23 protein-coding genes are annotated in these 21,629 nt (G+C 58.8%); 16 read left to right on the top strand and 7 right to left on the bottom strand.

Translation table 11 applies throughout. From position 1 onward, the window contains the following. Positions 1–18: 18 nt before the first annotated feature. Positions 19–672 (bottom strand): methionine ABC transporter permease, encoded by a 654-nt coding sequence (locus VF684_RS01475; protein ID WP_005339070.1) that lies wholly within the window; start codon positions 670–672, stop codon positions 19–21. Further along, positions 653–1,696, bottom strand: a complete 1,044-nt coding sequence (metN, locus tag VF684_RS01470) for a methionine ABC transporter ATP-binding protein MetN (protein WP_005341087.1) — start codon at positions 1,694–1,696, stop codon at positions 653–655. The genes VF684_RS01475 and metN overlap by 20 nt, the downstream gene beginning before the upstream one ends. Positions 1,697–2,201: 505 nt before the next feature. Between metN and VF684_RS01465 the strand changes: the two genes are divergently transcribed. Next, positions 2,202–2,657, top strand: a complete 456-nt coding sequence (locus tag VF684_RS01465; protein ID WP_043822996.1) for a hypothetical protein — start codon at positions 2,202–2,204, stop codon at positions 2,655–2,657. A gap of 105 nt (positions 2,658–2,762) precedes the next feature. Here the strand turns inward: VF684_RS01465 and ppgK are convergent, their stop codons facing one another. Together ppgK and queG are read right to left on the bottom strand one after the other, a co-directional pair. After that, complete coding sequence (gene ppgK, locus VF684_RS01460) at positions 2,763–3,503, bottom strand: polyphosphate--glucose phosphotransferase (protein ID WP_005339062.1); 741 nt, start codon at positions 3,501–3,503, stop codon at positions 2,763–2,765. 111 nt (positions 3,504–3,614) lie between these two features. Further along, positions 3,615–4,769 (bottom strand): tRNA epoxyqueuosine(34) reductase QueG, encoded by a 1,155-nt coding sequence (gene queG / locus VF684_RS01455; protein ID WP_139405611.1) that lies wholly within the window; start codon positions 4,767–4,769, stop codon positions 3,615–3,617. Positions 4,770–4,829: 60 nt separating this feature from the next. Here queG and VF684_RS01450 point away from each other — a divergent pair, with 60 nt between their 5' ends. The 11 genes from VF684_RS01450 to VF684_RS01400 all read left to right on the top strand — a co-directional run bounded on the left by VF684_RS01450 (position 4,830) and on the right by VF684_RS01400 (position 15,650). Next, positions 4,830–6,341 (top strand): NAD(P)H-hydrate dehydratase, encoded by a 1,512-nt coding sequence (locus VF684_RS01450; protein ID WP_257724790.1) that lies wholly within the window; start codon positions 4,830–4,832, stop codon positions 6,339–6,341. A 10-nt stretch (positions 6,342–6,351) separates the two neighbouring features. Next, positions 6,352–6,825 carry a tRNA (adenosine(37)-N6)-threonylcarbamoyltransferase complex ATPase subunit type 1 TsaE gene (gene tsaE, locus VF684_RS01445; RefSeq protein WP_005339056.1) on the top strand — a complete coding sequence of 158 codons (474 nt, stop codon included), beginning with the start codon at positions 6,352–6,354 and terminating at the stop codon, positions 6,823–6,825. A gap of 23 nt (positions 6,826–6,848) precedes the next feature. Next, complete coding sequence (locus tag VF684_RS01440; RefSeq protein ID WP_440173500.1) at positions 6,849–8,537, top strand: N-acetylmuramoyl-L-alanine amidase; 1,689 nt, start codon at positions 6,849–6,851, stop codon at positions 8,535–8,537. A gap of 16 nt (positions 8,538–8,553) precedes the next feature. Continuing rightward, on the top strand, positions 8,554–8,733 hold the full coding sequence (locus tag VF684_RS01435) for a hypothetical protein (protein ID WP_047436150.1): 180 nt from the start codon (positions 8,554–8,556) through the stop codon (positions 8,731–8,733). Positions 8,734–8,736: 3 nt separating this feature from the next. After that, entirely contained in the window at positions 8,737–10,608 is a 1,872-nt protein-coding gene (gene mutL, locus VF684_RS01430; RefSeq protein WP_376900333.1) for a DNA mismatch repair endonuclease MutL, read from the top strand. Next, positions 10,598–11,527 (top strand): tRNA (adenosine(37)-N6)-dimethylallyltransferase MiaA, encoded by a 930-nt coding sequence (gene miaA, locus VF684_RS01425; RefSeq protein ID WP_267513051.1) that lies wholly within the window; start codon positions 10,598–10,600, stop codon positions 11,525–11,527. Before mutL ends, miaA begins: the two co-directional genes overlap by 11 nt. Positions 11,528–11,599: 72 nt before the next feature. After that, entirely contained in the window at positions 11,600–11,863 is a 264-nt protein-coding gene (gene hfq / locus VF684_RS01420; protein ID WP_005339045.1) for an RNA chaperone Hfq, read from the top strand. A gap of 63 nt (positions 11,864–11,926) precedes the next feature. Beyond that, positions 11,927–13,213 carry a ribosome rescue GTPase HflX gene (gene hflX, locus VF684_RS01415; protein ID WP_005339043.1) on the top strand — a complete coding sequence of 429 codons (1,287 nt, stop codon included), beginning with the start codon at positions 11,927–11,929 and terminating at the stop codon, positions 13,211–13,213. A 91-nt stretch (positions 13,214–13,304) separates the two neighbouring features. Then, positions 13,305–14,456 (top strand): FtsH protease activity modulator HflK, encoded by a 1,152-nt coding sequence (gene hflK, locus VF684_RS01410; protein ID WP_376898989.1) that lies wholly within the window; start codon positions 13,305–13,307, stop codon positions 14,454–14,456. Positions 14,457–14,459: 3 nt separating this feature from the next. Then, positions 14,460–15,344 (top strand): protease modulator HflC, encoded by an 885-nt coding sequence (gene hflC, locus VF684_RS01405; RefSeq protein ID WP_005339038.1) that lies wholly within the window; start codon positions 14,460–14,462, stop codon positions 15,342–15,344. Between the two features lie 117 nt (positions 15,345–15,461). Then, a complete protein-coding gene (locus tag VF684_RS01400; RefSeq protein WP_005339036.1) occupies positions 15,462–15,650 on the top strand; it encodes a DUF2065 domain-containing protein in 189 nt (62 codons plus the stop codon). Positions 15,651–15,731: 81 nt separating this feature from the next. Here VF684_RS01400 and ispB read toward each other — a convergent pair whose 3' ends face one another. Further along, complete coding sequence (ispB, locus tag VF684_RS01395; RefSeq protein WP_279497501.1) at positions 15,732–16,703, bottom strand: octaprenyl diphosphate synthase; 972 nt, start codon at positions 16,701–16,703, stop codon at positions 15,732–15,734. Between the two features lie 242 nt (positions 16,704–16,945). Between ispB and rplU the strand changes: the two genes are divergently transcribed. The 4 genes from rplU (at position 16,946) to VF684_RS01375 (ending at position 20,672) form a co-directional block, all read left to right on the top strand. Then, on the top strand, positions 16,946–17,257 hold the full coding sequence (rplU, locus tag VF684_RS01390) for a 50S ribosomal protein L21 (RefSeq protein WP_005304210.1): 312 nt from the start codon (positions 16,946–16,948) through the stop codon (positions 17,255–17,257). A 17-nt stretch (positions 17,258–17,274) separates the two neighbouring features. Further along, positions 17,275–17,532 (top strand): 50S ribosomal protein L27, encoded by a 258-nt coding sequence (gene rpmA / locus VF684_RS01385; protein ID WP_005339028.1) that lies wholly within the window; start codon positions 17,275–17,277, stop codon positions 17,530–17,532. A 200-nt stretch (positions 17,533–17,732) separates the two neighbouring features. Beyond that, the gene (gene cgtA / locus VF684_RS01380; protein WP_151285929.1) at positions 17,733–18,935 is read left to right on the top strand and encodes an Obg family GTPase CgtA; all 1,203 of its coding nucleotides are present in this window, start codon (positions 17,733–17,735) and stop codon (positions 18,933–18,935) included. A 366-nt stretch (positions 18,936–19,301) separates the two neighbouring features. Next, positions 19,302–20,672: a YjiH family protein gene (locus VF684_RS01375; protein ID WP_064338715.1), complete on the top strand. Its 1,371-nt coding sequence runs from the start codon at positions 19,302–19,304 to the stop codon at positions 20,670–20,672. Positions 20,673–20,854: 182 nt separating this feature from the next. Here the strand turns inward: VF684_RS01375 and VF684_RS01370 are convergent, their stop codons facing one another. Together VF684_RS01370 and VF684_RS01365 are read right to left on the bottom strand one after the other, a co-directional pair. After that, entirely contained in the window at positions 20,855–21,196 is a 342-nt protein-coding gene (locus VF684_RS01370) for a hypothetical protein (protein ID WP_376898987.1), read from the bottom strand. 101 nt (positions 21,197–21,297) lie between these two features. Beyond that, positions 21,298–21,627: a hypothetical protein gene (locus VF684_RS01365; RefSeq protein WP_376898986.1), complete on the bottom strand. Its 330-nt coding sequence runs from the start codon at positions 21,625–21,627 to the stop codon at positions 21,298–21,300. Positions 21,628–21,629: the final 2 nt, after the last annotated feature.

Raw genomic sequence — 21,629 nt, 5'->3', positions numbered from 1 at the left:
CCTGTCAGAAATCGACGATTAACGATGATCACATTTGTTGACCAGGCGCTCACCCGCGCTCTGGATAAGTTGAACCAGTACTACCAGGATAACCACGGTCACCAGCATGACGGTCGGGTCAAAGCGCTGATAACCATAACGAATACCCACATCCCCCAGACCACCGCCACCGATGGCCCCGGCCATGGCCGAGTAGTTCACCAGAGTGACGAGGGTAATGGTGACGCTGTTGAGGATGCCGGGCAGAGCCTCGGGCAGCAGCACCTTGGTGATTATTTGCAGCGGCTTGGCGCCCATCGCCTTGGCCGCTTCCAGCAGGCCGTCCGGCACCTCCATCAGGGCCCCTTCCACCAGACGGGCAATGAAAGGGATGCAACCGACAGTCAGTGGCACGATGGCAGCGATGGTGCCGATACTGGTACCGACAATCAGCCGGGTCAGCGGAATAATCGCGACCAGCAGGATGATAAAGGGCACCGAGCGACCCACGTTGACCACCATACCCAGAGTACGGTTGAGCAAGGGGTTGGCCAGGATCTGGCCCGCCTTGGTCACATGCAGTGCCACGCCGAGTGGCAGACCCAGCAGGCAGCCGAACAGGGCGGAGGCAAACACCATGATCAGGGTGTCGCCCAGGGCCGTGATGAGCAGATTAATCATGGCTTCGGACATAACCCATTACCTCCAGCTGAATATGGTTGTCGATAAGGAACTGCTGGGTCGCCTCGCATTGGGCTTCATCCCCGAACAGCTCGGCCAGCAGGAAACCGAATTTGACGCCACCGGCGTATTCGATGTCTGCGCTCAGAATGCTGATGTCGATATTGAAACGGCGGCTCGCCTCGGAAATCAGCGGCGTATCGACCGTGCTGCCGGTAAAGCCGAGCTTCACCAGTGGGTAGCTGCCCGGCACCCGCTCCGCACTCATCCGATCCTGATACTCCTGCGGTACCTCCAGATGGATGGTGGAGTGGATGAAGTCACGAGCCAGCTGGGTCTTGGCATTGCTGAAGAACCAGGCCACTTCGCCCTGTTCGATCAGACGGCCGTCGCTGATGATGGCCACTTCGTCACAGATCCCCTTCACCACATCCATCTCGTGGGTGATGAGCAGGATGGTGAGCCCCAGCTTGACGTTGATCTCCTTGAGTAGGGTCAGGATCGAGCGGGTGGTTTGCGGGTCGAGGGCTGAGGTGGCCTCGTCACAAAGCAGTACCTTGGGGGCCGGTGCCAGTGCGCGGGCAATCGCGACGCGCTGTTTCTGACCGCCGGAAAGCTCGGACGGATAGGCCTGGGCACGGGCTTCCAGCCCGACCAGCGCCAGCAGCTCGGCAACCCGTTGCTGGATCTTCTCTTTGCTCCAGCCTGCCAGCTCCAGCGGAAAGGCGATGTTGGCAAACACAGTGCGGGAGGCGAGCAGGTTGAAGTGCTGGAAGATCATCCCGATCTGGCGGCGAGCCTGGGTCAGATCCCGTTCGCTCAGGGCGACCAGATCCTGGCCATCAACGATGACTTGACCCTCTGTCGGGCGCTCCAGCAGGTTGACACAACGAATGAGGGTACTCTTGCCGGCACCGGAGGCACCGATCACCCCGAAAATTTTGCCTTGGGGTACATGCAGACTCACATCACGCAGGGCGTGCACGGCGTCACTGCCTGTACCGTAGACTTTGTTGAGACCGATCAACTTAATCATGGATTCTTCCGTGCTAACAGCCTTAAAGCACAGGGCGCTACAGGCGGGGAAATTGGGCAGAGGTTCCACTGGGTTACTCTGTCATCATGGAGGATGATGCTAAGATGTCTGGATGGCCATGTCAACGCATGTTTTTACGTCTAGACGTCTAAAAAAGTGATAAGGATTTCTGTCAGGCGGATAACGATCAGGATGGTATTGTTGCTCTTCCAGATCTTGTTTCGTCCCTGCGGCAGATAACCGAATTAAAGATGGTTTATATCGGGTAAATGCTGGTTTTATTAGTGTGTCAGCCCGTTTCTGTTCACATCTGCTGTCGAGCCTGATGCTCCTCCATCGTTACACAAATTGCTGCACAAATCGTTCCCTATTCGTGACCGGATCACCTGATCGCCACTTTGTCGGCGTCAACCTTGATGCAGCACAAGGGGGGCTCGGATAGGGATTGGGTCGGTGGCGCCGGTTTTTTATACTGATGATGTCGACAAGCATGGAGGGCAGTGCGATGAGATTCCAACAGATCAAAGAGTTGCTGCACTATCTTGAGCAGGTTCATCACCAGCTCGGACTCTGTTACGGGCGTTTGACCAGTCAGGTGGACAGCGAACGCAGCCGGATGTTGCTGGTCTATCTGCAAGGGCGTGAGGATGCGGCCAGTGCCCATCTGCACGAATATGCCGCTCAACTGGGAGAGGCGGTCAGGGAGACCTGGCTGAACCAGAGTTTCAGCGAGGATATGCTGCCTGCCATTACCCGCTTCGAGCTGCCGGCATCAGTCCAGACTCAGGATATCGTCACTCAGGTATGCCGCTGGGAAGAGCAGCTGGTGGGCGAGCTGAGTCATCTGGCCCGGGAGTGCCCGACTCCGGCCACCACCGCTTTGCTCGAGAATCTGGCCGGGCTGGAGCAGACCCGCCTGACTCGGCTGGTGCACGGGGTGCATCGACTCGACGACATGTAGCGGGTGATAAGCACCAAACACGCAAGATGGCCGCAAAACAAAAGGGCCCGGCAGCAGTGCCGGGCCCTTTCCATTGGATATCTGCTGATCTGCAGTGAGCGTCGGTCAGCCCTGCTGCTCGGCCGCGTAGAGTGCGGCCCCGATAATGCCCGCCTGATTGAGGCTGGCCGCCGGAATGAGCGGTGCCCGGGTCTCGATGCGATCGACAAACTTATCCAGCTTGGCTGCGCTGCCGCCCCCCAGAATGAAGAGGTCGGGGGAGAAGAGAAACTCGAGGCGCGCCAGATACTTGTTGAAACGCTTGCCCCAGCGGTTCCAGGAGAGATCTTCACGTTTGCGCGCCGCATCGGAGCAGTAGTGCTCGGCGACCATTCCTTCCAGCATCAGATGGCCCAGCTCGGTGTTGGGAAGCAGATGGCCGTTGACGAAGATGGCGGTGCCGATGCCGGTGCCGACCGTGATGAGGATGATGACCCCCTTGCGATCCTTGCCGGCGCCAAAGCGCATCTCGGCCAGACCGGCGGCATCGGCATCATTCAGCACATAGCAGGGCTTGCCGGTGACATCGGCAAACAGATGCTCGGCATCGGTTTCGATCCAGCTCTTGTCGATGTTGGCGGCACTCTTGGCAACCCCGTTGTGGATAGTGGCGGGAAAGCCGCAGCCTACCGGCCCTTTCCAGTCGAAGTGTTCGACCAGCGCCTTGAGGGTATGGGCGATGGCGGCCGGGGTGGCCGGTTGCGGTGTGGCAATGCGATGGCGCTCGCCAATCAATTCGCCGGTTTTGGTATCGACCAGACAGCCCTTGATCCCTGAGCCTCCAATATCCACTCCCAACATATGCATCTGTGTTGTCCTTGTTGTGTGCCGAGCAGTTTGCAGTGACCACGCTGTTATGGTCACTGCAGGTCGGCAGAGCATGAAAAAAGTGCTGCAATCCGGCAAGGGGCAGATCACTTATGCGTGATCCGACAGACCTTTTTCGATGCAGCGGATCAGCAAACGGGTCTTCTTGTTCTCTTCATCCTGACGCCGGGCAAGGGTGGCCAGCGCCCATTCGATATGTTCGGCCACCATGGGCTCGGCGGTGGTCAGCCCCAGTTGCAGGGCCGCGATCACCTCGGGGGTCGCCGGGCCATTGCCAAGGGCGACCGCCAGATTGCGGCGCCAGCGTTGATAGCCGATGCGGCGGATCGGGCTCCCTTCGGTCTGCTTGAGGAAATCGCTCTCGCTCCAGCACCACAGCGCCAGCAGGGGCGGGCGGTGCAGGCTGGGGCGCGGGCTGAAGTCGGGTTCCGGGCTGGCATCTGCGTAGCGATTCCAGGGGCAGATAAGCTGGCAGTCATCGCAGCCGTAGATGCGGTTGCCCATCAGGGGCCGGAACTCTTCCGGAATAGGGCCGTCATTCTCGATGGTGAGATAGGAGATGCAGCGGCGGCCATCGACCACATAGGGGGCGACAATGGCGCCGGTCGGGCAGATGTTGATGCAGGCGACACACTTGCCGCACTGCTCCTTCTCCACTGGCTGGTCGAGCGGCAGCGGCAGGTTGAGCAACAGCTCACCGAGAAAGAAGAAGGAGCCTGCCGATTCGTTGAGCAGCAGTGAGTGTTTGCCAACCCAGCCTAGGCCCGCCTTGGCTGCCAGTGGCCGCTCGAGGATGGGTGCGGAGTCGACGAAGGGGCGCCACTCACCCAAGGTCTCTTCAGTGCCTTGAAACAGCTCGGCGCAGCGCGCTTCAATGCGATCACCCAGCTGTTTGAGCCGGTTGCGCAGCACCTTGTGGTAGTCACGGCCGAGGGCATAGCGGCTGATATAGCCGAGGGTCGGATCGCGCAGGGTGGCAGCAAAACCCGCCTCGAACGGCAGGTAGTTCATCCGTACCGACAACACCCGCACCGTGCCCGGCAGCAGCTCGTGGGGGCGCGCGCGCATCATGCCGTGGCGCGCCATGTAATCCATGCTACCGTGATAGCCCGCATCCAGCCAGGCCTGCAATCTCGGCTCTTCGATACGCAGATCGGTGTCGGTGATGCCCGCCTGGTCAAAACCTAGCTCCCGTGCCCAGAGCTTGATATCGTGGGCCAGCTGGTGGAAGTCAGGAGCGCTCATGCGGCTTGGCCTGGCCGACGTTTGCTGGCGTGGGTCGATTGATAAGAGGCGGGAGCCGTCATGGTAGAGATCATCAGGGGCGCGTTGGGCACAAAAGAGGGGGGCAGTTTACCACAGGGGCTGTGGCAGACTGAACAGATCCGCGCACTGGAGCGCAACTGGGCCGCGCGTGAGGGGCAACCTCTCTATGCCCTGATGGAGCGAGCCGGTGCCGCGCTGCGCACCTATGCCACTCTGCATTGGCCCGACAGTCGCTGCTGGTGGATCTTCGTCGGCCCCGGTAATAACGGCGGTGATGGCTATGTACTGGCCCGCCTTGCCCGCCAGATTGGCATCGAGGTGGTGGTGATTGCCGCCAGAGCACCCGACCAGCTGAAGGGGGATGCCAGACGGGCCGCCGATGAGTGGCTGGCGGCCGGTGGCCGGGTCTGGCTGGCCGAGCAGTTTGATGATACCCAACACTCCGCCCCGGATCTGGTGGTCGATGCCCTGCTTGGCACCGGCGTCAACACCTCCCTCTCGCCACTACTGACAAAGATCGTCGCAACAATCAATAGCTTGGCTGTGCCCGTGCTGGCGGTGGATCTCCCCTCCGGCCTCAACGGCGATACCGGCCGTGCCATGGGGGCCGTGGTGCAGGCCACTCGCACACTCACCTTTATCGGTATCAAGCAGGGGATGCTCACCGGCGACGGGGTGGATTGTGTCGGCCAGCTAGACTGCGATCCCCTTGGCGTGACGCCTGATGACACTATGCTGCCCGCCGCCTGGCGTATCGATTATCCGCAGCTGAGCACGCAGCTGACCCCGCGCCCGCGCGCTTCCCACAAGGGCTCTTATGGCAAGGTACTGCTGGTGGGGGGCAATCGCGGCATGCAGGGGGCCATCGTGCTGGCTGCCCGCGCCTGCCTGCGGGCGGGGGCCGGGCTGGTGCGGGTATGTCAGCATCCGGATCATCCACCGGTCAGCCTCTATCAACCCGAACTGATGAGTCTCACTACCGCTGATGACGAGGGGTGGGCGTCGGTGCGGGTCATTGGCCCCGGCCTCGGTCAGGATGAGTGGGGAAGCGCACAAATTGCTTGTAATCTCACCGATCGGCTGCCACTGGTTTTGGACGCCGATGGATTGAATTGGCTGGCGCAATCTCCCCGCCATCAGGATAATTGGGTGCTCACGCCTCATCCCGGCGAAGCAGCGCGCCTGCTGGGATGCTCCATTGCCGAGATTGAAACCGATCGGTTTGCCGCCGTGCAGGCGTTGCAGCTGCGCTATGGCGGTGTGGTGTTGTTAAAAGGGGTGGGAACACTTATTTATGACGGCGAGCGGGTCGCTCTTTGTTGTGAAGGCAATCCCGGCATGGCAAGTGGCGGCATGGGCGATCTGTTATCTGGTATAATCGCCGCCCTTTTGGCCCAGGGCTGGTCTGCCACCATGGCAAGCTGGCTGGGCGCCGTGATCCACGGCGAGGCTGCCGACTTGGCCGCTGCCGACGGCGAGCGGGGCATGCTGGCGTCAGATCTGCTGCCGCTGATCCGCAAACTGGTTAATCCCGACACCATTACAAGTTAAAAAGAAGAACATGGCAAAACAGTTGATGATGACACTGCCGGACGAGGCAGCAACCGTGGCACTGGGTGGCCGTCTGGCACAAGCCTGCCAGCAGGCGACCACAGTGTTTTTGCATGGCACGCTTGGCGCCGGTAAAACCACCCTGACCCGCGGCTGGGTGCAGGGCCTTGGCCATCAGGGCAAGGTAAAAAGCCCGACTTACACTCTGGTCGAACCCTATGAGCTCGATGGCTGGCAAGTCTACCATTTCGATCTCTATCGCCTGGCTGATCCGGAAGAGCTGGAATTCATGGGCATTCGGGACTATTTTGCCGCCAACACTCTCTGTCTGGTGGAGTGGTCCGAGAAGGGCGAGGGCTGGTTACCGGCTCCCGACCTGGAAATTACCCTCACCTATGTAGGCGAGCAGCGCGAGGTTCTGATAGAGGCTCGCACTGCTATTGGCGAAGCCATTCTGGAACGGTTGTCATCTACGTGCGCTTGATCCTTGTTATTGCTCTCTCTTTGATGGCGTTACCCTCCTGGGCGAATCAGCTCAAGAGCGTACGAATCTGGCCATCACCTGATAACACCCGGGTGGTGCTCGATATGAGCAGCGCCCCAAATTACAACTACTTCACCCTCACCGGCCCGGATCGGCTGGTGATCGATCTGAAAGGGGCGAGCAACGCCGCCAATCTGGCCCGGATCGAGAACAACAGCGAACTGGTGCGCAAGATCCGCCAGAGTACACCGCTGGAGAAGGGGGGTCTGCGACTGGTGATGGATCTCAGCTCCGCCATCAAGCCGGTGGTCTTTCCGTTAGCGCCAGCCGGACCCTATGGCCACCGTCTGGTCATCGACCTTCCTTATGAAGAGAAGCGCTCGGCGGCTGCGGTGCAATCCACGCCTGTCGGTGGCAAAGGCAAAGGGGTGGTGATAGCCATCGACCCGGGCCACGGCGGGGAAGACCCGGGCTCCATCGGCCCGCGCCGTACCTACGAGAAGCGGGTCACGCTGGCGGTCTCCCAGAAGCTGGCGGCACTGATCGACCGCGAGCCGGGGATGCGTGCCGTGATGACCCGTCGTGGCGACTATTTCGTCGACCTCAACAAGCGCTCCGAGATTGCCCGCAAGGCCAAGGCGGATCTGCTGGTGTCGGTCCATGCGGACAGCTTCCATAACTCCACTCCGCGCGGCGCCTCTGTCTGGGTCCTCTCGACCAACCGTGCCAACCGCGAGATGGGTAGCTGGCTGGAGAAGCAGGAGAAGCAGGGCGAACTGCTAGGCGGTGTCGGCAAGGTGTTGGCGGAATCTGATCCCAACCCCTATCTGGCGCAGACCTTCCTCGACCTCTCAATGGACAAGTCCCGTGCCGAAGGGTATGACGTCAGCCGCCAGATCCTGCGCTCCATGGGCAAGGTTGCCCGACTGCACAAGAAGGCGCCGGAGCATGCCAGTCTGGCGGTGCTGAAGGCGCCGGATATTCCCTCGGTGCTGGTGGAGACCGGTTTTATCTCCAACCATGCGGAAGAGAAGCTGCTGGCCACTGCCAGCTATCAGGACCAGCTGGCCCGCGCTATTTTCGAAGGTATCCGCAACTACTACCGAGCCCACCCGACCAAGGGGGCCATGCTGACCGGCAAGGGGCAGGTGAGCCAACCTACGGCTACTCGCCCTGCACCGGTAGCCCGGCAGCCGGTGAGCCAGCCCAGGCAGGCACAGTCGCAGCCGGTAGTGACCAACAAGATGCCCGCCACCGTCCGTGACGGCGGTGCTGGGAGCGGCTCTGGCGCCGGGGTGATCAAGCCTTACTCGGCGGCAGCGCAGGAGAGCGGTGCACCGGTCAGCAGTGTGGGGGATTATGACAAATCGCGGATGCTCCGCCATGTGGTCAAACGGGGTGAGAGCCTCTCCCGCCTTGCCGAGAAGCATGGAGTGAGTCAGTCCACTCTGGTGGAGATCAACCAGCTGCGCAGCCGGGATATTCAGATTGGTCAAACAATCTATATTCCCCAGCAAGGGCAGAGCCGCGCTGCCGCCCCCGTTCGCAGTGACGACAAGTCGCAGATGATCCGCCATGTGGTCAAGCGGGGCGAGAGTCTCTCCCGCCTTGCCGAGAAACATGGGGTGAGTCAGGCTCGGCTGGTAGAGATCAACAAGCTCAAGTCGCGGAATATTCAGGTAGGGCAGGTGCTCTACATTCCGCAAAACTGACGCGCGGGAGCGGGCGATGCCGCTCCCGCTGTTAGCGAATACCATCAGCAAGATTGAAATTCAGGAGTCAGCAATGCCGATCCGTATATTGCCCCCTATCCTTGCCAACCAGATTCCGGTTGGTGGAGAGGTGGTGGAGCGGCCCTCCTGGAGCCTTAAGAGACTGACCATCCGCAAGATAGAAATTCAGGAGTAAATGATGCCGATCCGTATTTTGCCACCCATTCTGGCCAACCAGATTGCAGCCGGAGAGGTGGTGGAGCGGCCCTCTTCTGTGGTGAAAGAGCTGGTGGAGAACAGCCTGGATGCGGGGGCCGACCGGGTCGAGATCGACATCGACAAGGGGGGAGCCAAGCTGATCCGCATCCGTGACAACGGCTGTGGCGTCGCCAAAGACGAGCTGGTGCTGGCGCTGTCGCGTCATGCGACCTCCAAGGTGGCCACGTTGGATGATCTGGAAGGGATCAACAGCCTCGGCTTTCGTGGTGAGGCGCTCGCCTCCATCAGCTCGGTCTCCCGTCTCACCTTCACCTCCCGTACTGCAGATCAGTCCGAAGCCTGGCAAGCCCAGGCGGAAGGGCGCGAAATGAGCGTCACTATCAAGCCGGCGGCCCATCCAGTAGGCACTACGGTGGAGGTGGTGGATCTCTTCTTCAATACCCCGGCGCGGCGCAAGTTCATGCGCAGCGAAAAGACCGAGTTTGCCCATATCGACGAGCTGGTGCGCCGCATCGCGCTCTCCCGCTTCGATGCCACCCTGATCCTGCGCCACAATGGCAAGGTGGTGCGCCAGTACAAGGCCGCCAATACCGTGCCGGAGCAGGAGCGACGTCTCGCCGCCGTTTGCGGCACCCCCTTCATGCACCATGCGCTGGCGGTGGAGAGCGAGCATAGCGACGTGCGGCTGTGGGGCTGGCTGGCGACTCCGGAGGGGGCAAGACCGCAGAACGACCTGCAATACACCTATGTCAACGGCCGGATGATGCGCGACAAGCTCATCAATCACGCCATTCGTCAGGCCTATGACGAGCTATTGCCTCCCGATCGTTTCGCCGCTTATGTGCTCTATATCGAGCTGGATCCCCGTCAGGTGGATGTCAACGTCCACCCGGCCAAGCATGAGGTGCGCTTCCATCAGGCGCGACTGATCCACGACTTTATCTTTCAGGCGCTGTTTACTGCGCTGCGCCGCGAAGGAGTCAGCGCCGTTCATCAGGACGCGCCGCTGGCCGAAACCCTAGTCGAGTTGCCGGTCACTCCGCAAATTGAATATCCCGGTCAGGCGCCACGCCCGGAGTGGTACGGTGCCGAGCACAGCTACCGGGCACCTGCACAGGTACGGGAGGGGAGCGGTGGGGCTGGCCGAGCCAGCAATTATCAACCGCCCGAGCCCCCCAGTCGGGAGGCGATGCGCGGCATGGGCGCTCTGCTAACTACGCTGCCTATCGCAACTGCGACTGAGGCTGCGCCTGTGCAGCCCACTGATCCAGTGCCGTCACCCAAACAGGGGGGATGTCGCGCCCTGACATTGGTGGAGCAGGCCTACCTGTTGATCGAGCGGGATAATCAGCTGGCGCTGCTCTCGCTGGTGCGCGCCGAGCGGGTGCTGCTGCGCCACTGGCTGCTGGAGACCTGGGGCCAGGGACTGGCGGCCCAGCCACTGTTGCTGCCGGTCTCCTTCAAATTGCCGAAGAATCTGATCGCGCTGGTGACCGAGCAGGAACGTCTGCTGAAACGGATGGGACTGGAGTTGAAAAGCGGGGGACGCGACACCATGATCCTGACTCGGGTGCCGGCTCTGCTGCGCCAGACCGATCTGGTGCGTCTGTTACCCGAATTGCTGCAAATTATCGAGGGCGGATCTGACAGTGATGCTGGTCAGCAGGCTGAAGTATTATGCCAATGGCTGGTGGAGCAGGGGATAAGCCGCGAGAAGATATACGATTTTTCAACTGCCAGTCGTCTGCTGACGGAACTTGTGACTGATTTCAGTGACCAACTGGCAGACATTCGCATGGTACGCCCGCTTTCGCTGGCGACCGTGCTGGAGGAGTTTGAACATGGCGAGTGACTTGCCGACCGCAATTTTTCTGATGGGGCCGACGGCCTCCGGCAAGACGGATCTCGCCATTGAACTGTGCCAGGCATTGCCTTGCGACATCATCAGCGTCGATTCTGCGCTGATCTATCGCGGCATGGATATAGGTACGGCCAAGCCCACCGCTGATGAACTGGCGCGGGCTCCGCACCGGCTGATAGACATTCTTGATCCCGCTGTGAGCTATTCGGCAGCCGATTTTTGCAAGGATGCCCTGCGGGAGATGAAAGAGATCGCCGACCGTGGCCGCATTCCGCTGCTGGTGGGCGGTACCATGCTCTATTTCAAGGCGTTGCTGGAGGGATTGTCCCCGCTGCCCTCTGCCGATCCCGCCATTCGAGCCGGGATTGAGGAAGAGGCTGCCCGCCTCGGTTGGCAGGCGCTGCACGATGAGCTGGTGCGCATCGACCCGGTGGCCGGTGCGCGGATCCACCCCAATGACCCGCAGCGACTCTCCCGGGCGCTGGAGGTCTACCGTATCAGCGGCAAGACCCTTACCGAGCTGACGCAGGTGCAGGGGGAGGGCTTGCCCTATCGGGTGCAGCAGTTTGCCATCGCCCCGAGCGATCGCGCCGTGCTGCATCAGCGTATCGAACAGCGCTTTGACAAGATGCTGCAAGGTGGCTTTGAACAGGAGGTTCGTGCGCTGATGGCGCGCGGCGATCTGACCCCGGATCTCCCCTCCATTCGCTGTGTGGGTTATCGCCAAATGTGGGACTACCTGTGCGGTGAAGTGGGGTATGATGAGATGCGTTATCGTGGCATTGTTGCCACCCGCCAATTGGCAAAACGACAGATGACCTGGTTGCGCGGCTGGCCCGACGTGACTTGGTTGGAATCTGGTGAGTCTGGCAATCTCGACCGCGTGCTTGCTCGCGCTGGTGCGGCTTGACACTCCCTGTATAATCAGGTTGTTATATTGATATTCGGTGTTTAAAAACAACAAACTATAAGGAAAAGAAAAATGGCTAAGGGGCAATCTCTCCAAGACCCGTTTTTGAATGCGCTGCGCCGTGAGCGGATTCCTGTTTCTATCTATTTGGTGAACGGCATCAAACTGCAAGGTCAGATCGAGTCTTTTGACCAGTTTGTTATCCTGCTGAAAAACACCGTGAGCCAGATGGTTTACAAGCACGCCATCTCGACTGTCGTACCGGCCCGTGCCGTCAATCATCACCAGCCCACTCCGGGTGGCGCGGCTGATGAACAGGGTGATGCCGAGGCGTGATACCCCTGGGCGAGTCGACTCGCCAACTCAGATTCATCATGATTCCTGTTAAGGAGCAAGCGCTTGTTTGACCGTTATGAAGCTGGCGAACAGGCCGTTCTGGTGCATGTCAACTTCAGTGATGAGGGTGAGCGGGAGGATCTGGAAGAGCTCAAGATGTTGGTGAGCTCGGCCGGAGTCAATGCGCTGGGGGTAATTACCACCAGTCGCAGTGCGCCCAGTGCCAAATTTTTTGTCGGCAGTGGCAAGGCTGAAGAGATCGCGTCCCAAGTCCAGATGCTGGATGCCGACGTCGTCATCTTCAACCATGCCCTGACCCCTGCCCAGGAGCGCAACCTGGAGCGTCTGTTCCAGTGCCGGGTGGTGGATAGAACCGGCCTGATCCTCGATATCTTTGCCCAGCGCGCCCGAACCCATGAAGGTAAACTGCAGGTCGAACTGGCCCAGTTGCGCCATCTTTCCACTCGTCTGGTGCGAGGCTGGACCCACCTTGAGCGTCAAAAGGGCGGGATCGGTCTGCGTGGCCCGGGTGAAACCCAGCTTGAAACTGACCGACGTCTGCTGCGGGAACGCATCAAGGCGATTTTGCGTCGGCTCGACAAGGTGGCCAAACAGCGGGAGCAGGGACGCCGTGCCCGCAACCGCAACGAAGTGCCGACGGTGTCACTGGTTGGTTATACCAACGCCGGAAAGTCCACTTTGTTCAACCAACTTACAGCTGCCAGCGTGTATGCTGCCGACCAATTGTTCGCAACTCTGGATCCCACCCTGCGTAAACTGGTGATCCGGGATGTGGGTGATGTGATTTTGGCGGATACAGTTGGATTTATTCGACACTTGCCCCATGATCTGGTCGCGGCCTTCAAGGCGACCCTGCAGGAGACCCGTGAAGCGGATCTGCTGCTGCATGTGGTGGACTGTGCCGATGAGCAGATGCAGGAGAATATCGACTCCGTGCAGCAGGTATTGGCCGAGATTGAAGCCGATGACAGGCCCCAGCTGATGATCTGCAACAAGATCGACAAGCTGGCGGATCGTCCGGCAGGTCTGGAGCGAGATGACGAGGGGCGCCCGTTGCGCGTCTGGTTGTCGGCCCAGACTGGTGAAGGTTGTGAGCATCTGTTTACGGCGCTGACCGAATTGCTGGCTGGCTCCATGGTGCATCACACCCTGCAGTTGCCTCCTTCTGCCGCGAGATTGCGCAGTGCGCTCTATCAGCTGAAAGGGATTGAGCAGGAAGGTTTTAGCGAGGAGGGTGATTTCGTGCTGGAAGTCCGCTTGCAAGTGGCCGACTGGAACCGCCTCGTGAAACAGGAAGGTGAGAGTTTACAACGCTTTATCAGGCATTGATTCGTTGATGAAGGTGAACCCTTAGGGGCTTCTCAACGTATGATGGCCCGATAGAGATGATATCCATCCGCATGTATTAATGGAGACGCTGATGGCTTGGAATGAGCCTGGTAACAACGGCAAAGACCGTGACCCTTGGGGGAATAACGGCAAGAATCAGGGACCCCCTGATCTGGATGAAATGCTGCGCAAAGTGAGTCGCCGTTTCGGTGGCTTGTTTGGTGGCGGCAAATCTGGCGGCGATGTAGGTCGCTTTGGTATCTCCATCGCGCTGGTTGTGGCTGTGGTGGTGTGGGTCGTCAGCGGCTTCTACACCATTCGCGAAGCGGAGCGTGGTGCCGTGCTGCGGTTTGGCAAGTTTTCCCATATTGTCGAGCCGGGCCTGCGCTGGAAGCCGACCTTTATCGATCAGGTGATCCCGGTGGACGTCGAGTCCGTGCGCTCCCTGCCTGCCTCCGGTTTCATGCTGACGCAGGATGAGAACGTGGTACGGGTCGAGATGGACGTGCAGTACCGTGTGGTCAATCCCGAGCAGTATCTGTTCAGCGTGACCAATGCCGACGAGAGTCTGGGCCAGGCTACCGATAGCGCCCTGCGCTACGTGGTGGGCCATACCCGGATGGATGACGTGCTGACTACCGGTCGTGAGAAAGTGCGTCAGGAGACCTGGCAGGTGATCGATGGCATCATCGAGCCCTACCAGATGGGTCTGCAGATCGTCGACGTCAACTTCCTGCCGGCGCGTCCGCCGGAAGAGGTGAAAGACGCGTTTGATGACGCCATCTCCGCTCAGGAAGATGAACAGCGCTTCATTCGTGAAGCAGAAGCCTATGCCCGTGAAGTCGAGCCCAAGGCCCGTGGTCAGGTGAAGCGTCTGGAGCAGGAAGCGGAAGCTTACAAATCCCAGATCGTGTTGAAAGCCCAGGGTGAAGTTGCTCGCTTCAACGAGCTGCTGCCCCAGTATCTGGCTGCCCCCGAGCTGACCCGTGAGCGTATCTATCTGGAAACCATGGAAGATCTCTATCAGCAGGCCAACAAGGTGGTGGTCGACATGCCGGCTGGCAACAACAGCATGATCTACCTGCCGCTCGACAAGCTGTCTGGCAAGCCGAAGGCTGCCCAGTTTGATCGTGCCACTGTCGCCCCGGTCACAGAGCAGGTCCCCGTTTCCAACGAGGGTGCCAACTCTACCCCGACAATGCCGCTGCGTAGCGGTGACCGCTTCAGCTCAGGGAGAAACTGATAGATGAAAAAGCTAGCTATTGGTGCAATCGCTGTCGCGGCCATGGTCTGCTTCTCCTCTGTCTTTATCGTTGATGAAGGTCAGAAGGGGATTGTGGTGCAGTTTGGCAAGGTGAAACGGGTTGACTCCGGTGAACCCCGCCTCTATGAGCCGGGCCTGCATTTCAAGGTGCCGCTCATCGACCAGGTTCGCAAGATGGATGCCCGCATCCAGACCATTGACAGCCAGGCCGACCGTTTTGTTACCTCCGAGAAGAAAGACCTGATCATCGACTCCTACGTGAAGTGGAAGATCGAGGACTTCTCCAAGTACTACCTGGCAACTGGTGGTGGCAACAAGCTGCAGGCTGAAGATCTGCTCAAGCGCAAGATCAACAACGGTCTGCGTTCCGAGATCGGTAACCGCACCATCAAGGACATCGTCTCCGGTGAGCGCAGTACCGTGATGGAAGATGCCCTGAAGAAGATGGCGCGCTCCTCCGAGCTCGGCATCAAGGTGGTGGATGTGCGGATCAAGCAGATCAACCTGCCGGTGGAAGTCTCCAACTCCATCTACCAGCGGATGCGCGCCGAGCGTACCGCAGTCGCCCGTGAGCACCGCTCTCAGGGTCGCGAGAAGGCTGAAATCCTGCGTGCCGATATCGACCGCAAGGTAACCGTCATGATCGCTGACGCCGAGAGTAACGCTCGCCAGCTGCGCGGTGAAGGGGATGCGGAAGCCGCCAAGATCTATGCCGACAGCTACAAGAAAGACCCCGAGTTTTTCAGCTTCGTGCGTAGCATGGAGGCCTATCGCAAGAGCTTCGCCGGTGGCAACGACCTGATGGTGTTGAAGCCGGACAGCGAGTTCTTCCGTTACCTCAAGTCTCCTCACGGCACCAAGCAGTAATCGCCACGAGGTCACATTCAAAGGGTCTGCATTGTCAGACCCTTTTGTTTTTGGTGCCAACGCCAGCCGTCGACCACCAGTGGTTGGTTGTGTTGACGCTGTGCTGAAGGAGGTCGGATGCTGACATCCATGCTGATGGGGTTGGGATTGCTGTTGTTGTTCGAGGGGCTCGGCCCGCTGTTGATGCCCAGGGCATGGCAGCAGATGTTGCGGCTGCTGAGCGATCAGCCACCGGAGCAGTTGCGCCGTATCGGCGGCTCGCTAGTGGTGGCAGGTAGCGTGATCCTCTGGATGCTGAGTCGCTGAGTCTGTCGCAATGCACAGTTCAGCAGATAGCAGACAATAAAAAAGAGGCCGCAGGCCTCTTTTTTCATCCATGTCGTTTACTCAGGCACTGCGCTGCACGGCCATGTGGGCCAGTGTTTCCAGCGCTTGCTTGTGTTGGGAGTCCGGCAGAATGGCGAGGGCGGCAATGGCCTTGTCAGCCTCTTCCCGGGCACGCATGCGGGAGTACTCCAGCGCGCCGGTACGATCGAGAATGCCAAGGATCTGCTCAAGATGCTCCATGCCGTTGCGGTGCTCGATGGCATCGCGCACCAGCTGGCGCTCTTCCGGCGTGCCCACTTCCATGGCGCGCAGCAGCGGCAGGGTCGGTTTGCCTTCGGCCAGATCGTCTCCGACGTTCTTACCCATCTCTTCGCTCTGGGAGCAGTAGTCCATCACGTCATCGATGATCTGGAACGCGGTGCCCAGATACTTGCCGTAATCGGTCATGGCCTGCTCGACGGGCTCGGGCTGATGAGTCAGCACGGCTGCAAGGCGAGTAGCGGCCTCGAACAGCTTGGCGGTCTTGCAGTAGATGACCGTCATGTAGCTCTCTTCGGTGGTGTCCGGATCGTTGCAGTTCATCAGCTGCAACACTTCCCCTTCGGCGATGGTGTTGGTGGCATCCGAGAGGATCTCCATCACCCGCAGGTTGGAGAGTTCGGCCATCATCTGGAAGGAGCGGCTATAGAGGTAGTCACCGACCAGCACGCTGGCGGCATTGCCAAACATGGCGTTGGCGGTCTCCCTGCCACGGCGCAGGTCGGATTCGTCGACCACGTCGTCATGGAGCAGGGTAGAGGTGTGAATGAATTCGATGATGGCGGCCAGTTTCAGGTGATCCTCACCCTCATAGCCCAGCGCACGCGCAGCCATCACGGTCAGCATGGGGCGCATCCGTTTCCCGCCGGCGCTGACAATGTAGAAACCCAGCTGATTAATCAGACTGACATCGGACTGGAGTCGGGCCAGGATCAGTTCATTGACCGCCGTCATGTCGGCGGCACAGAGCGCACGGATAGTCTGTTGGTCCATAAGTCTCGTAACGTGACAGCAGCAATAACTGCGATTTTAGTAATGGCAGGGATTCTACACGATTTCACAATGGGTTACAGTTAGGCGTTTATCCACGGCGGCAGATATGCGCACAAAATAAACTTTTTGCTAAATTGGCCTTGCCTGAGCAGATCGATTTGCGTAGAATGCCCGCCCATTGTTATAGGTTTTTGCGCATGTCTAGCCTTGAGCAAAAGACATGCCTTTACGGAGTTAATCAAATGTACGCGGTATTCCAAAGCGGCGGAAAACAACACCGTGTGGCCGAAGGTCAAATCGTTCGTCTGGAAAAGCTGAACGTTGAGACTGGCGCTACCATCGACTTCAACGAAGTTCTGATGGTTGCTGCAGGCGACACTTTTAAAGTAGGTGCTCCTTTCGTTGAAGGTGGCAAGGTTGTAGCTGAAGTTGTGGCTCACGGCCGTGGCGAGAAAGTGACTATCGTCAAGTTCCGTCGTCGTAAGCACCATCGTAAGCAAGCGGGCCACCGTCAGTGGTTCACTGAAGTCAAAATCACTGGCATCAGCGCTTAATTAGAGGAGTCCGATAAATGGCACACAAAAAAGCTGGCGGTTCATCCCGCAACGGTCGCGATTCTGAAGCTAAACGCCTGGGCGTGAAGCGTTTCGGCGGCGAAACAGTTCTGGCTGGCAGCATCATCGTTCGTCAACGTGGTACCAAGTTCCACGCTGGCACCAACGTTGGTCTGGGCAAGGATCACACCCTGTTCGCTACCGCGACTGGTAAAATCCTGTTCGAAGTTAAAGGTCCGCTGAATCGTAAGTACGTTAGCATCGTTGCTGAGTAATTACGGACCGCAAGGATCCGAAGCCCCGCCAACAGGCGGGGCTTTTGTTTTTCTGACGTCTTTCTGATGTCGTTGACGAAAAAACGGAACGCAGCTGACTTTGGCTCTGACGGGCATGATTGGCAAGATGCGTATCGCCCGCAGGGGTCTGTACCACTATAATTGCGTATCGGTTTTTCGAATTAAGGTGACGGTTACCTATGAAGTTTGTTGATGAAGTCCAGATTCGAGTCGATGCCGGTGACGGTGGTAACGGTTGTGTAAGCTTTCGCCGTGAAAAATATATTCCCAACGGTGGTCCGGACGGCGGTGACGGCGGTGACGGTGGCGACGTATATCTGATCGCCGACGAGAACCTCAATACCCTGATCGACTACCGTTTCGAGCGTTTCCATGCTGCCGAGCGCGGTGAGAATGGCCAGAGCGCCAACTGTACCGGTCGCCGCGGCAAGGACAAGATCCTGCGTGTGCCGGTCGGTACCCGTGCGACCGATGAAGATACCGGTGAACTGCTGGGGGATCTGACCCACCACGAGCAGAAGCTACTGGTTGCCAAAGGTGGTTTCCACGGTCTGGGCAACACCCGCTTCAAGAGCTCCGTCAACCGTGCTCCCCGCCAGAAGAGTAACGGTACTCCGGGTGAAGTGCGCACCCTGAAGCTGGAACTGCTGCTGCTGGCCGATGTCGGCATGCTGGGTCTGCCCAACGCAGGCAAGTCTACCTTTATTCGCGCCGTTTCTGCAGCTCGCCCGAAAGTAGCTGATTACCCCTTCACTACCTTGGTACCGAACCTGGGTGTGGTGCGTGGTGAGAACTCCCGCTCCTTCGTGATCGCCGATATCCCGGGTCTGATCGAAGGCGCTGCCGAAGGTGCAGGTCTGGGTATCCGCTTCCTGAAACACCTCGAGCGTTGCCGCGTGCTGATCCACTTGGTGGATATCTGCCCGGTTGATGGCTCCGATCCTGCTGAAAATGCCGTGACCATCGTCAAGGAGCTGGAGAAGTACAGCCCGGAACTGGCTGGCAAGCCGCGCTGGTTGGTGTTCAACAAGATGGATCTGATCCTGGAAGAGGAAGCCCAGGAGGTGATGGAGCGCGTCAAGGCGGCCCTGAACCATGAAGGTCCGGTCTATGCCATCACTGCCATCAGCAAGGAAGGTACTAAGAAGGTCTGCTACGACATTCTGGATCTGCTGGATACCATGCCCCGTCAGCTGGCGGAAGATGCCAAAGACGCCATCGAGAAGGTGGAGTTCAAGTGGGACGACTACCACAAGAACCAGTTGGCCAAGGCTGAAGCGGAAGCACTGGCTGCCTCTCTTGCCTTCGATGAAGGGCTTGATGATGACGATTGGGATGACGACGAAGATGATGGCGTTGAAGTCATCTACGTCCGCGACTGATCCCCGTTACTCTCATTGAAAACCGGAGCCTGAACAGGCTCCGGTTTTTTTATGTCTATCGAGCAGCAACTCATTAGGTATATTTGTGATGTCACTTATTGCCTGCTACTGATAACCGATTATACTGCCCACCAAAATTAACAATAACGAAACAATCATCTGGCGATGTCGATTGAATCGATATGCGACGCTGTATCTTATTGTTTTGATGGAAGGTTTGCCTGTGGAAATATTTATGCGCAGATTTCTGTCTTAAGGGCTTGTTTGTGCATTTTTTTAGAGTATTCTTGCGCCCGCTTTGCCGGTTAATGCATGAATACGCAGGTTGGCCGGGCTAGGGAAAAGTAACATTAGGGCAGTCATATCATGTTGGAAAAGAGTCTAGAAGCACCTGCGGTCAATACTCGCCGTAACTTGTTGATGTTTCTGGTTCCGTCACTTATCGGGATCCTGTTGTTCATGACGCCGGTCGTCTATGACGGTAACGTCACCATCCCGGTGGCCGTGCTGGCCAAGCTGGTACAGCGCGTTTTTGCCGATTATCTGGTCGCCATGGTCAGTGCGGTGATCACCACCACCATGCTGATGACGCTGATTGCCTGGCTGTTCAAGCCAGCGATCTTGGTGCGTCGTCCTTTCCTCAACAGCTTGTTCAATGTCTCCCCTTTCTGGGCCTGTGTGCGGGTATTGGGCGGTATCTTCGTGCTGCTGACCTTCTTCCAGGTGGGGCCAGAGGTGCTTTACTCAGGTGCAACCGGTGGACTGGTGCTCAACGATCTGCTGCCGGTGCTGTTTTCGGTCTTCATTTTTGCCGGCCTGCTGCTGCCGTTGCTGCTCGATTTCGGGCTGCTGGAATTTGTCGGCACCATGATGACCCGCATCATGCGTCCGGTGTTCCGGTTGCCGGGTCGCTCCGCAGTGGACTGCTTTGCCTCCTGGCTTGGCGATGGCAGCGTCGGCATCCTGCTGACCAGCAAGCAGTACGAAGGGAAGTTCTATACCCAGCGTGAAGCCGCGGTGATTGGCACCACTTTCTCTGCGGTCTCCATCACTTTCTGTCTGGTGGTGATCTCCCAAGTGAAGCTGGAGCACATGTTCGTCCCCTTCTACCTGACCGTCTGTCTGGCGGGGGTGGTTGCCGCTATCGTGGTGCCGCGTCTGCCACCGCTCTGCTGGAAGAAGGACATCTATGCCGATGGCACCCCCCTGTGCCGCAAGCAGGAAGCCGTGCCGCACCAGCACAGCGTGATGAGCTATGGCTTCGAGCGAGCGCTGACCAAGGCTGACAGCATGACTGATCTCGGCGCCGTCGCGCGGGAAGGGGTGAAGAATGCACTGGATATGGTGTTTGGCGTGCTGCCGGTGGTGATGGCGATCGGTACCTGTGCCCTGATGCTGGCCGAGCACACCCCTATCTTCAACTGGCTTGGCGCCCCGTTCGTCCCCTTGCTGGAGCTGCTGCAACTGCCGGAGGCTGAAGCGGCGTCCAAGACCATCATGGTCGGTTTTGCCGACATGTTCATTCCGGCAGTGTTGGCCTCGACCATCGAGAGTGACATGACCCGCTTCGTGATTGCCGCCATGTCGGTAACCCAGCTGATCTATATGTCGGAAGTGGGCGCCCTGCTGCTGGGCAGCAAGATCCCGGTCAAGCTGTGGGAGCTGTTCGTTATCTTCCTGCTGCGCACTCTGGTTACCTTGCCGGTTATTGCCGGGGTGGCACACCTGCTGTTCTAAGGGCGCAGCGCAGTGAAAAACGGTCAACCTCGGTTGACCGTTTTTTTATGGCTTTTCCTCTTTTCTCCGGGCTTGATGGATGACGCGGGTTATGTGCAAAACGTCCCGCGCTGCAAGGTGTGGATCATTCCCGTGGGCTGAGTACTGGTAACAAGAGAGAAGGGCCTGCGGGCCCTTGCTCATCAGTGTCCCTGCGGGTGGGGCTGTGCCGGCTTGCGGGGACACTGTACCAGCAGGGTATGGATGGTGAAGGTGCTGATCTGGGGGAAGCTCGGGCTAAATCCCCTCATCGGGTCGGAGCCCCCCATGCTCATCTGAACGTTGGTGAAGGTATGCTGGCTGCGATCGGTTTCCTGATAGCCCTGCGGACAGCTCAAGCTTGCCTGTTGCTGGTAATCATCCGGCGCACTGCACTCGATCAGGAATCGTTGCAGCGAGGAATCTGCGGAGGTGAGCTCAGTGACAGTGGCGGGGGCGCAACCGGACAGCCATATACTGCCCAGCAGGACAATTCTCTGTGACATAAGAGGTTTGTGCTCAGTGGAACAAGAAAAGGGTGGTAGCGTGCCGGCTGGGGCCTTGGTATCCCGTACCGGCCGCAGTATGCGTTAGCGTGACGTTATGCTCAGATCGGACACTGGATGGTCAACGAGTGGACCGTGTTGGCGATGCTATAGGGCTTGGCAGCTTGGTAGATTTTCTTCTCCTTGTCATAGCTTCCGCCCCGGTATTGGGTGCTGTAGAGCGTCTGCTGGCGACGATCGGTCTCCTTGTAACCTTGCGGGCAGGTCTGGTTGGCCTGTTGGAAGCAGGCATTCATGCTGCTGCACTCAATGTAAAAACCGCGCTGGCTGGCATCAGCAAGGAGCACCGGGGTGACGGTGGGGGCGGAGGGAGACAACAAGGCGCAGCCGGAGAGCGTCAGCGCGCCCAGCAGAACGAGATGTTTTGACATAG

It is taken from the genome of Aeromonas sp. Lyrl_2, from assembly GCF_051948815.1.
Classification (GTDB): Bacteria; Pseudomonadota; Gammaproteobacteria; order Enterobacterales; family Aeromonadaceae; genus Aeromonas; species Aeromonas veronii.
Note: the sequence above shows the minus strand (reverse complement) of the source record. Positions and strands in the feature narration are given on the sequence as shown.

Bases quoted from the DNA above. Each gene is read 5' to 3' on its own strand.
- hflK (WP_376898989.1), top strand. From the start codon at position 13,305: ATGGCTTGGAATGAGCCTGGTAACAACGGCAAAGACCGTGACCCTTGG.
- tsaE (WP_005339056.1), top strand. From the start codon at position 6,352: ATGGCAAAACAGTTGATGATGACACTGCCGGACGAGGCAGCAACCGTG.
- hfq (WP_005339045.1), top strand. From the start codon at position 11,600: ATGGCTAAGGGGCAATCTCTCCAAGACCCGTTTTTGAATGCGCTGCGC.
- VF684_RS01450 (WP_257724790.1), top strand. From the start codon at position 4,830: ATGGTAGAGATCATCAGGGGCGCGTTGGGCACAAAAGAGGGGGGCAGT.
- queG (WP_139405611.1), bottom strand. From the start codon at position 4,769: ATGAGCGCTCCTGACTTCCACCAGCTGGCCCACGATATCAAGCTCTGG.
- rplU (WP_005304210.1), top strand. From the start codon at position 16,946: ATGTACGCGGTATTCCAAAGCGGCGGAAAACAACACCGTGTGGCCGAA.
- VF684_RS01475 (WP_005339070.1), bottom strand. From the start codon at position 672: ATGTCCGAAGCCATGATTAATCTGCTCATCACGGCCCTGGGCGACACC.
- cgtA (WP_151285929.1), top strand. From the start codon at position 17,733: ATGAAGTTTGTTGATGAAGTCCAGATTCGAGTCGATGCCGGTGACGGT.
- VF684_RS01400 (WP_005339036.1), top strand. From the start codon at position 15,462: ATGCTGACATCCATGCTGATGGGGTTGGGATTGCTGTTGTTGTTCGAG.
- metN (WP_005341087.1), bottom strand. From the start codon at position 1,696: ATGATTAAGTTGATCGGTCTCAACAAAGTCTACGGTACAGGCAGTGAC.
- VF684_RS01365 (WP_376898986.1), bottom strand. From the start codon at position 21,627: ATGTCAAAACATCTCGTTCTGCTGGGCGCGCTGACGCTCTCCGGCTGC.
- mutL (WP_376900333.1), top strand. From the start codon at position 8,737: ATGCCGATCCGTATTTTGCCACCCATTCTGGCCAACCAGATTGCAGCC.
- VF684_RS01440 (WP_440173500.1), top strand. From the start codon at position 6,849: ATGGCGTTACCCTCCTGGGCGAATCAGCTCAAGAGCGTACGAATCTGG.
- VF684_RS01435 (WP_047436150.1), top strand. From the start codon at position 8,554: ATGCCGCTCCCGCTGTTAGCGAATACCATCAGCAAGATTGAAATTCAG.
- VF684_RS01370 (WP_376898987.1), bottom strand. From the start codon at position 21,196: ATGTCACAGAGAATTGTCCTGCTGGGCAGTATATGGCTGTCCGGTTGC.
- rpmA (WP_005339028.1), top strand. From the start codon at position 17,275: ATGGCACACAAAAAAGCTGGCGGTTCATCCCGCAACGGTCGCGATTCT.
- miaA (WP_267513051.1), top strand. From the start codon at position 10,598: ATGGCGAGTGACTTGCCGACCGCAATTTTTCTGATGGGGCCGACGGCC.
- VF684_RS01465 (WP_043822996.1), top strand. From the start codon at position 2,202: ATGAGATTCCAACAGATCAAAGAGTTGCTGCACTATCTTGAGCAGGTT.
- hflC (WP_005339038.1), top strand. From the start codon at position 14,460: ATGAAAAAGCTAGCTATTGGTGCAATCGCTGTCGCGGCCATGGTCTGC.
- ppgK (WP_005339062.1), bottom strand. From the start codon at position 3,503: ATGCATATGTTGGGAGTGGATATTGGAGGCTCAGGGATCAAGGGCTGT.
- ispB (WP_279497501.1), bottom strand. From the start codon at position 16,703: ATGGACCAACAGACTATCCGTGCGCTCTGTGCCGCCGACATGACGGCG.
- VF684_RS01375 (WP_064338715.1), top strand. From the start codon at position 19,302: ATGTTGGAAAAGAGTCTAGAAGCACCTGCGGTCAATACTCGCCGTAAC.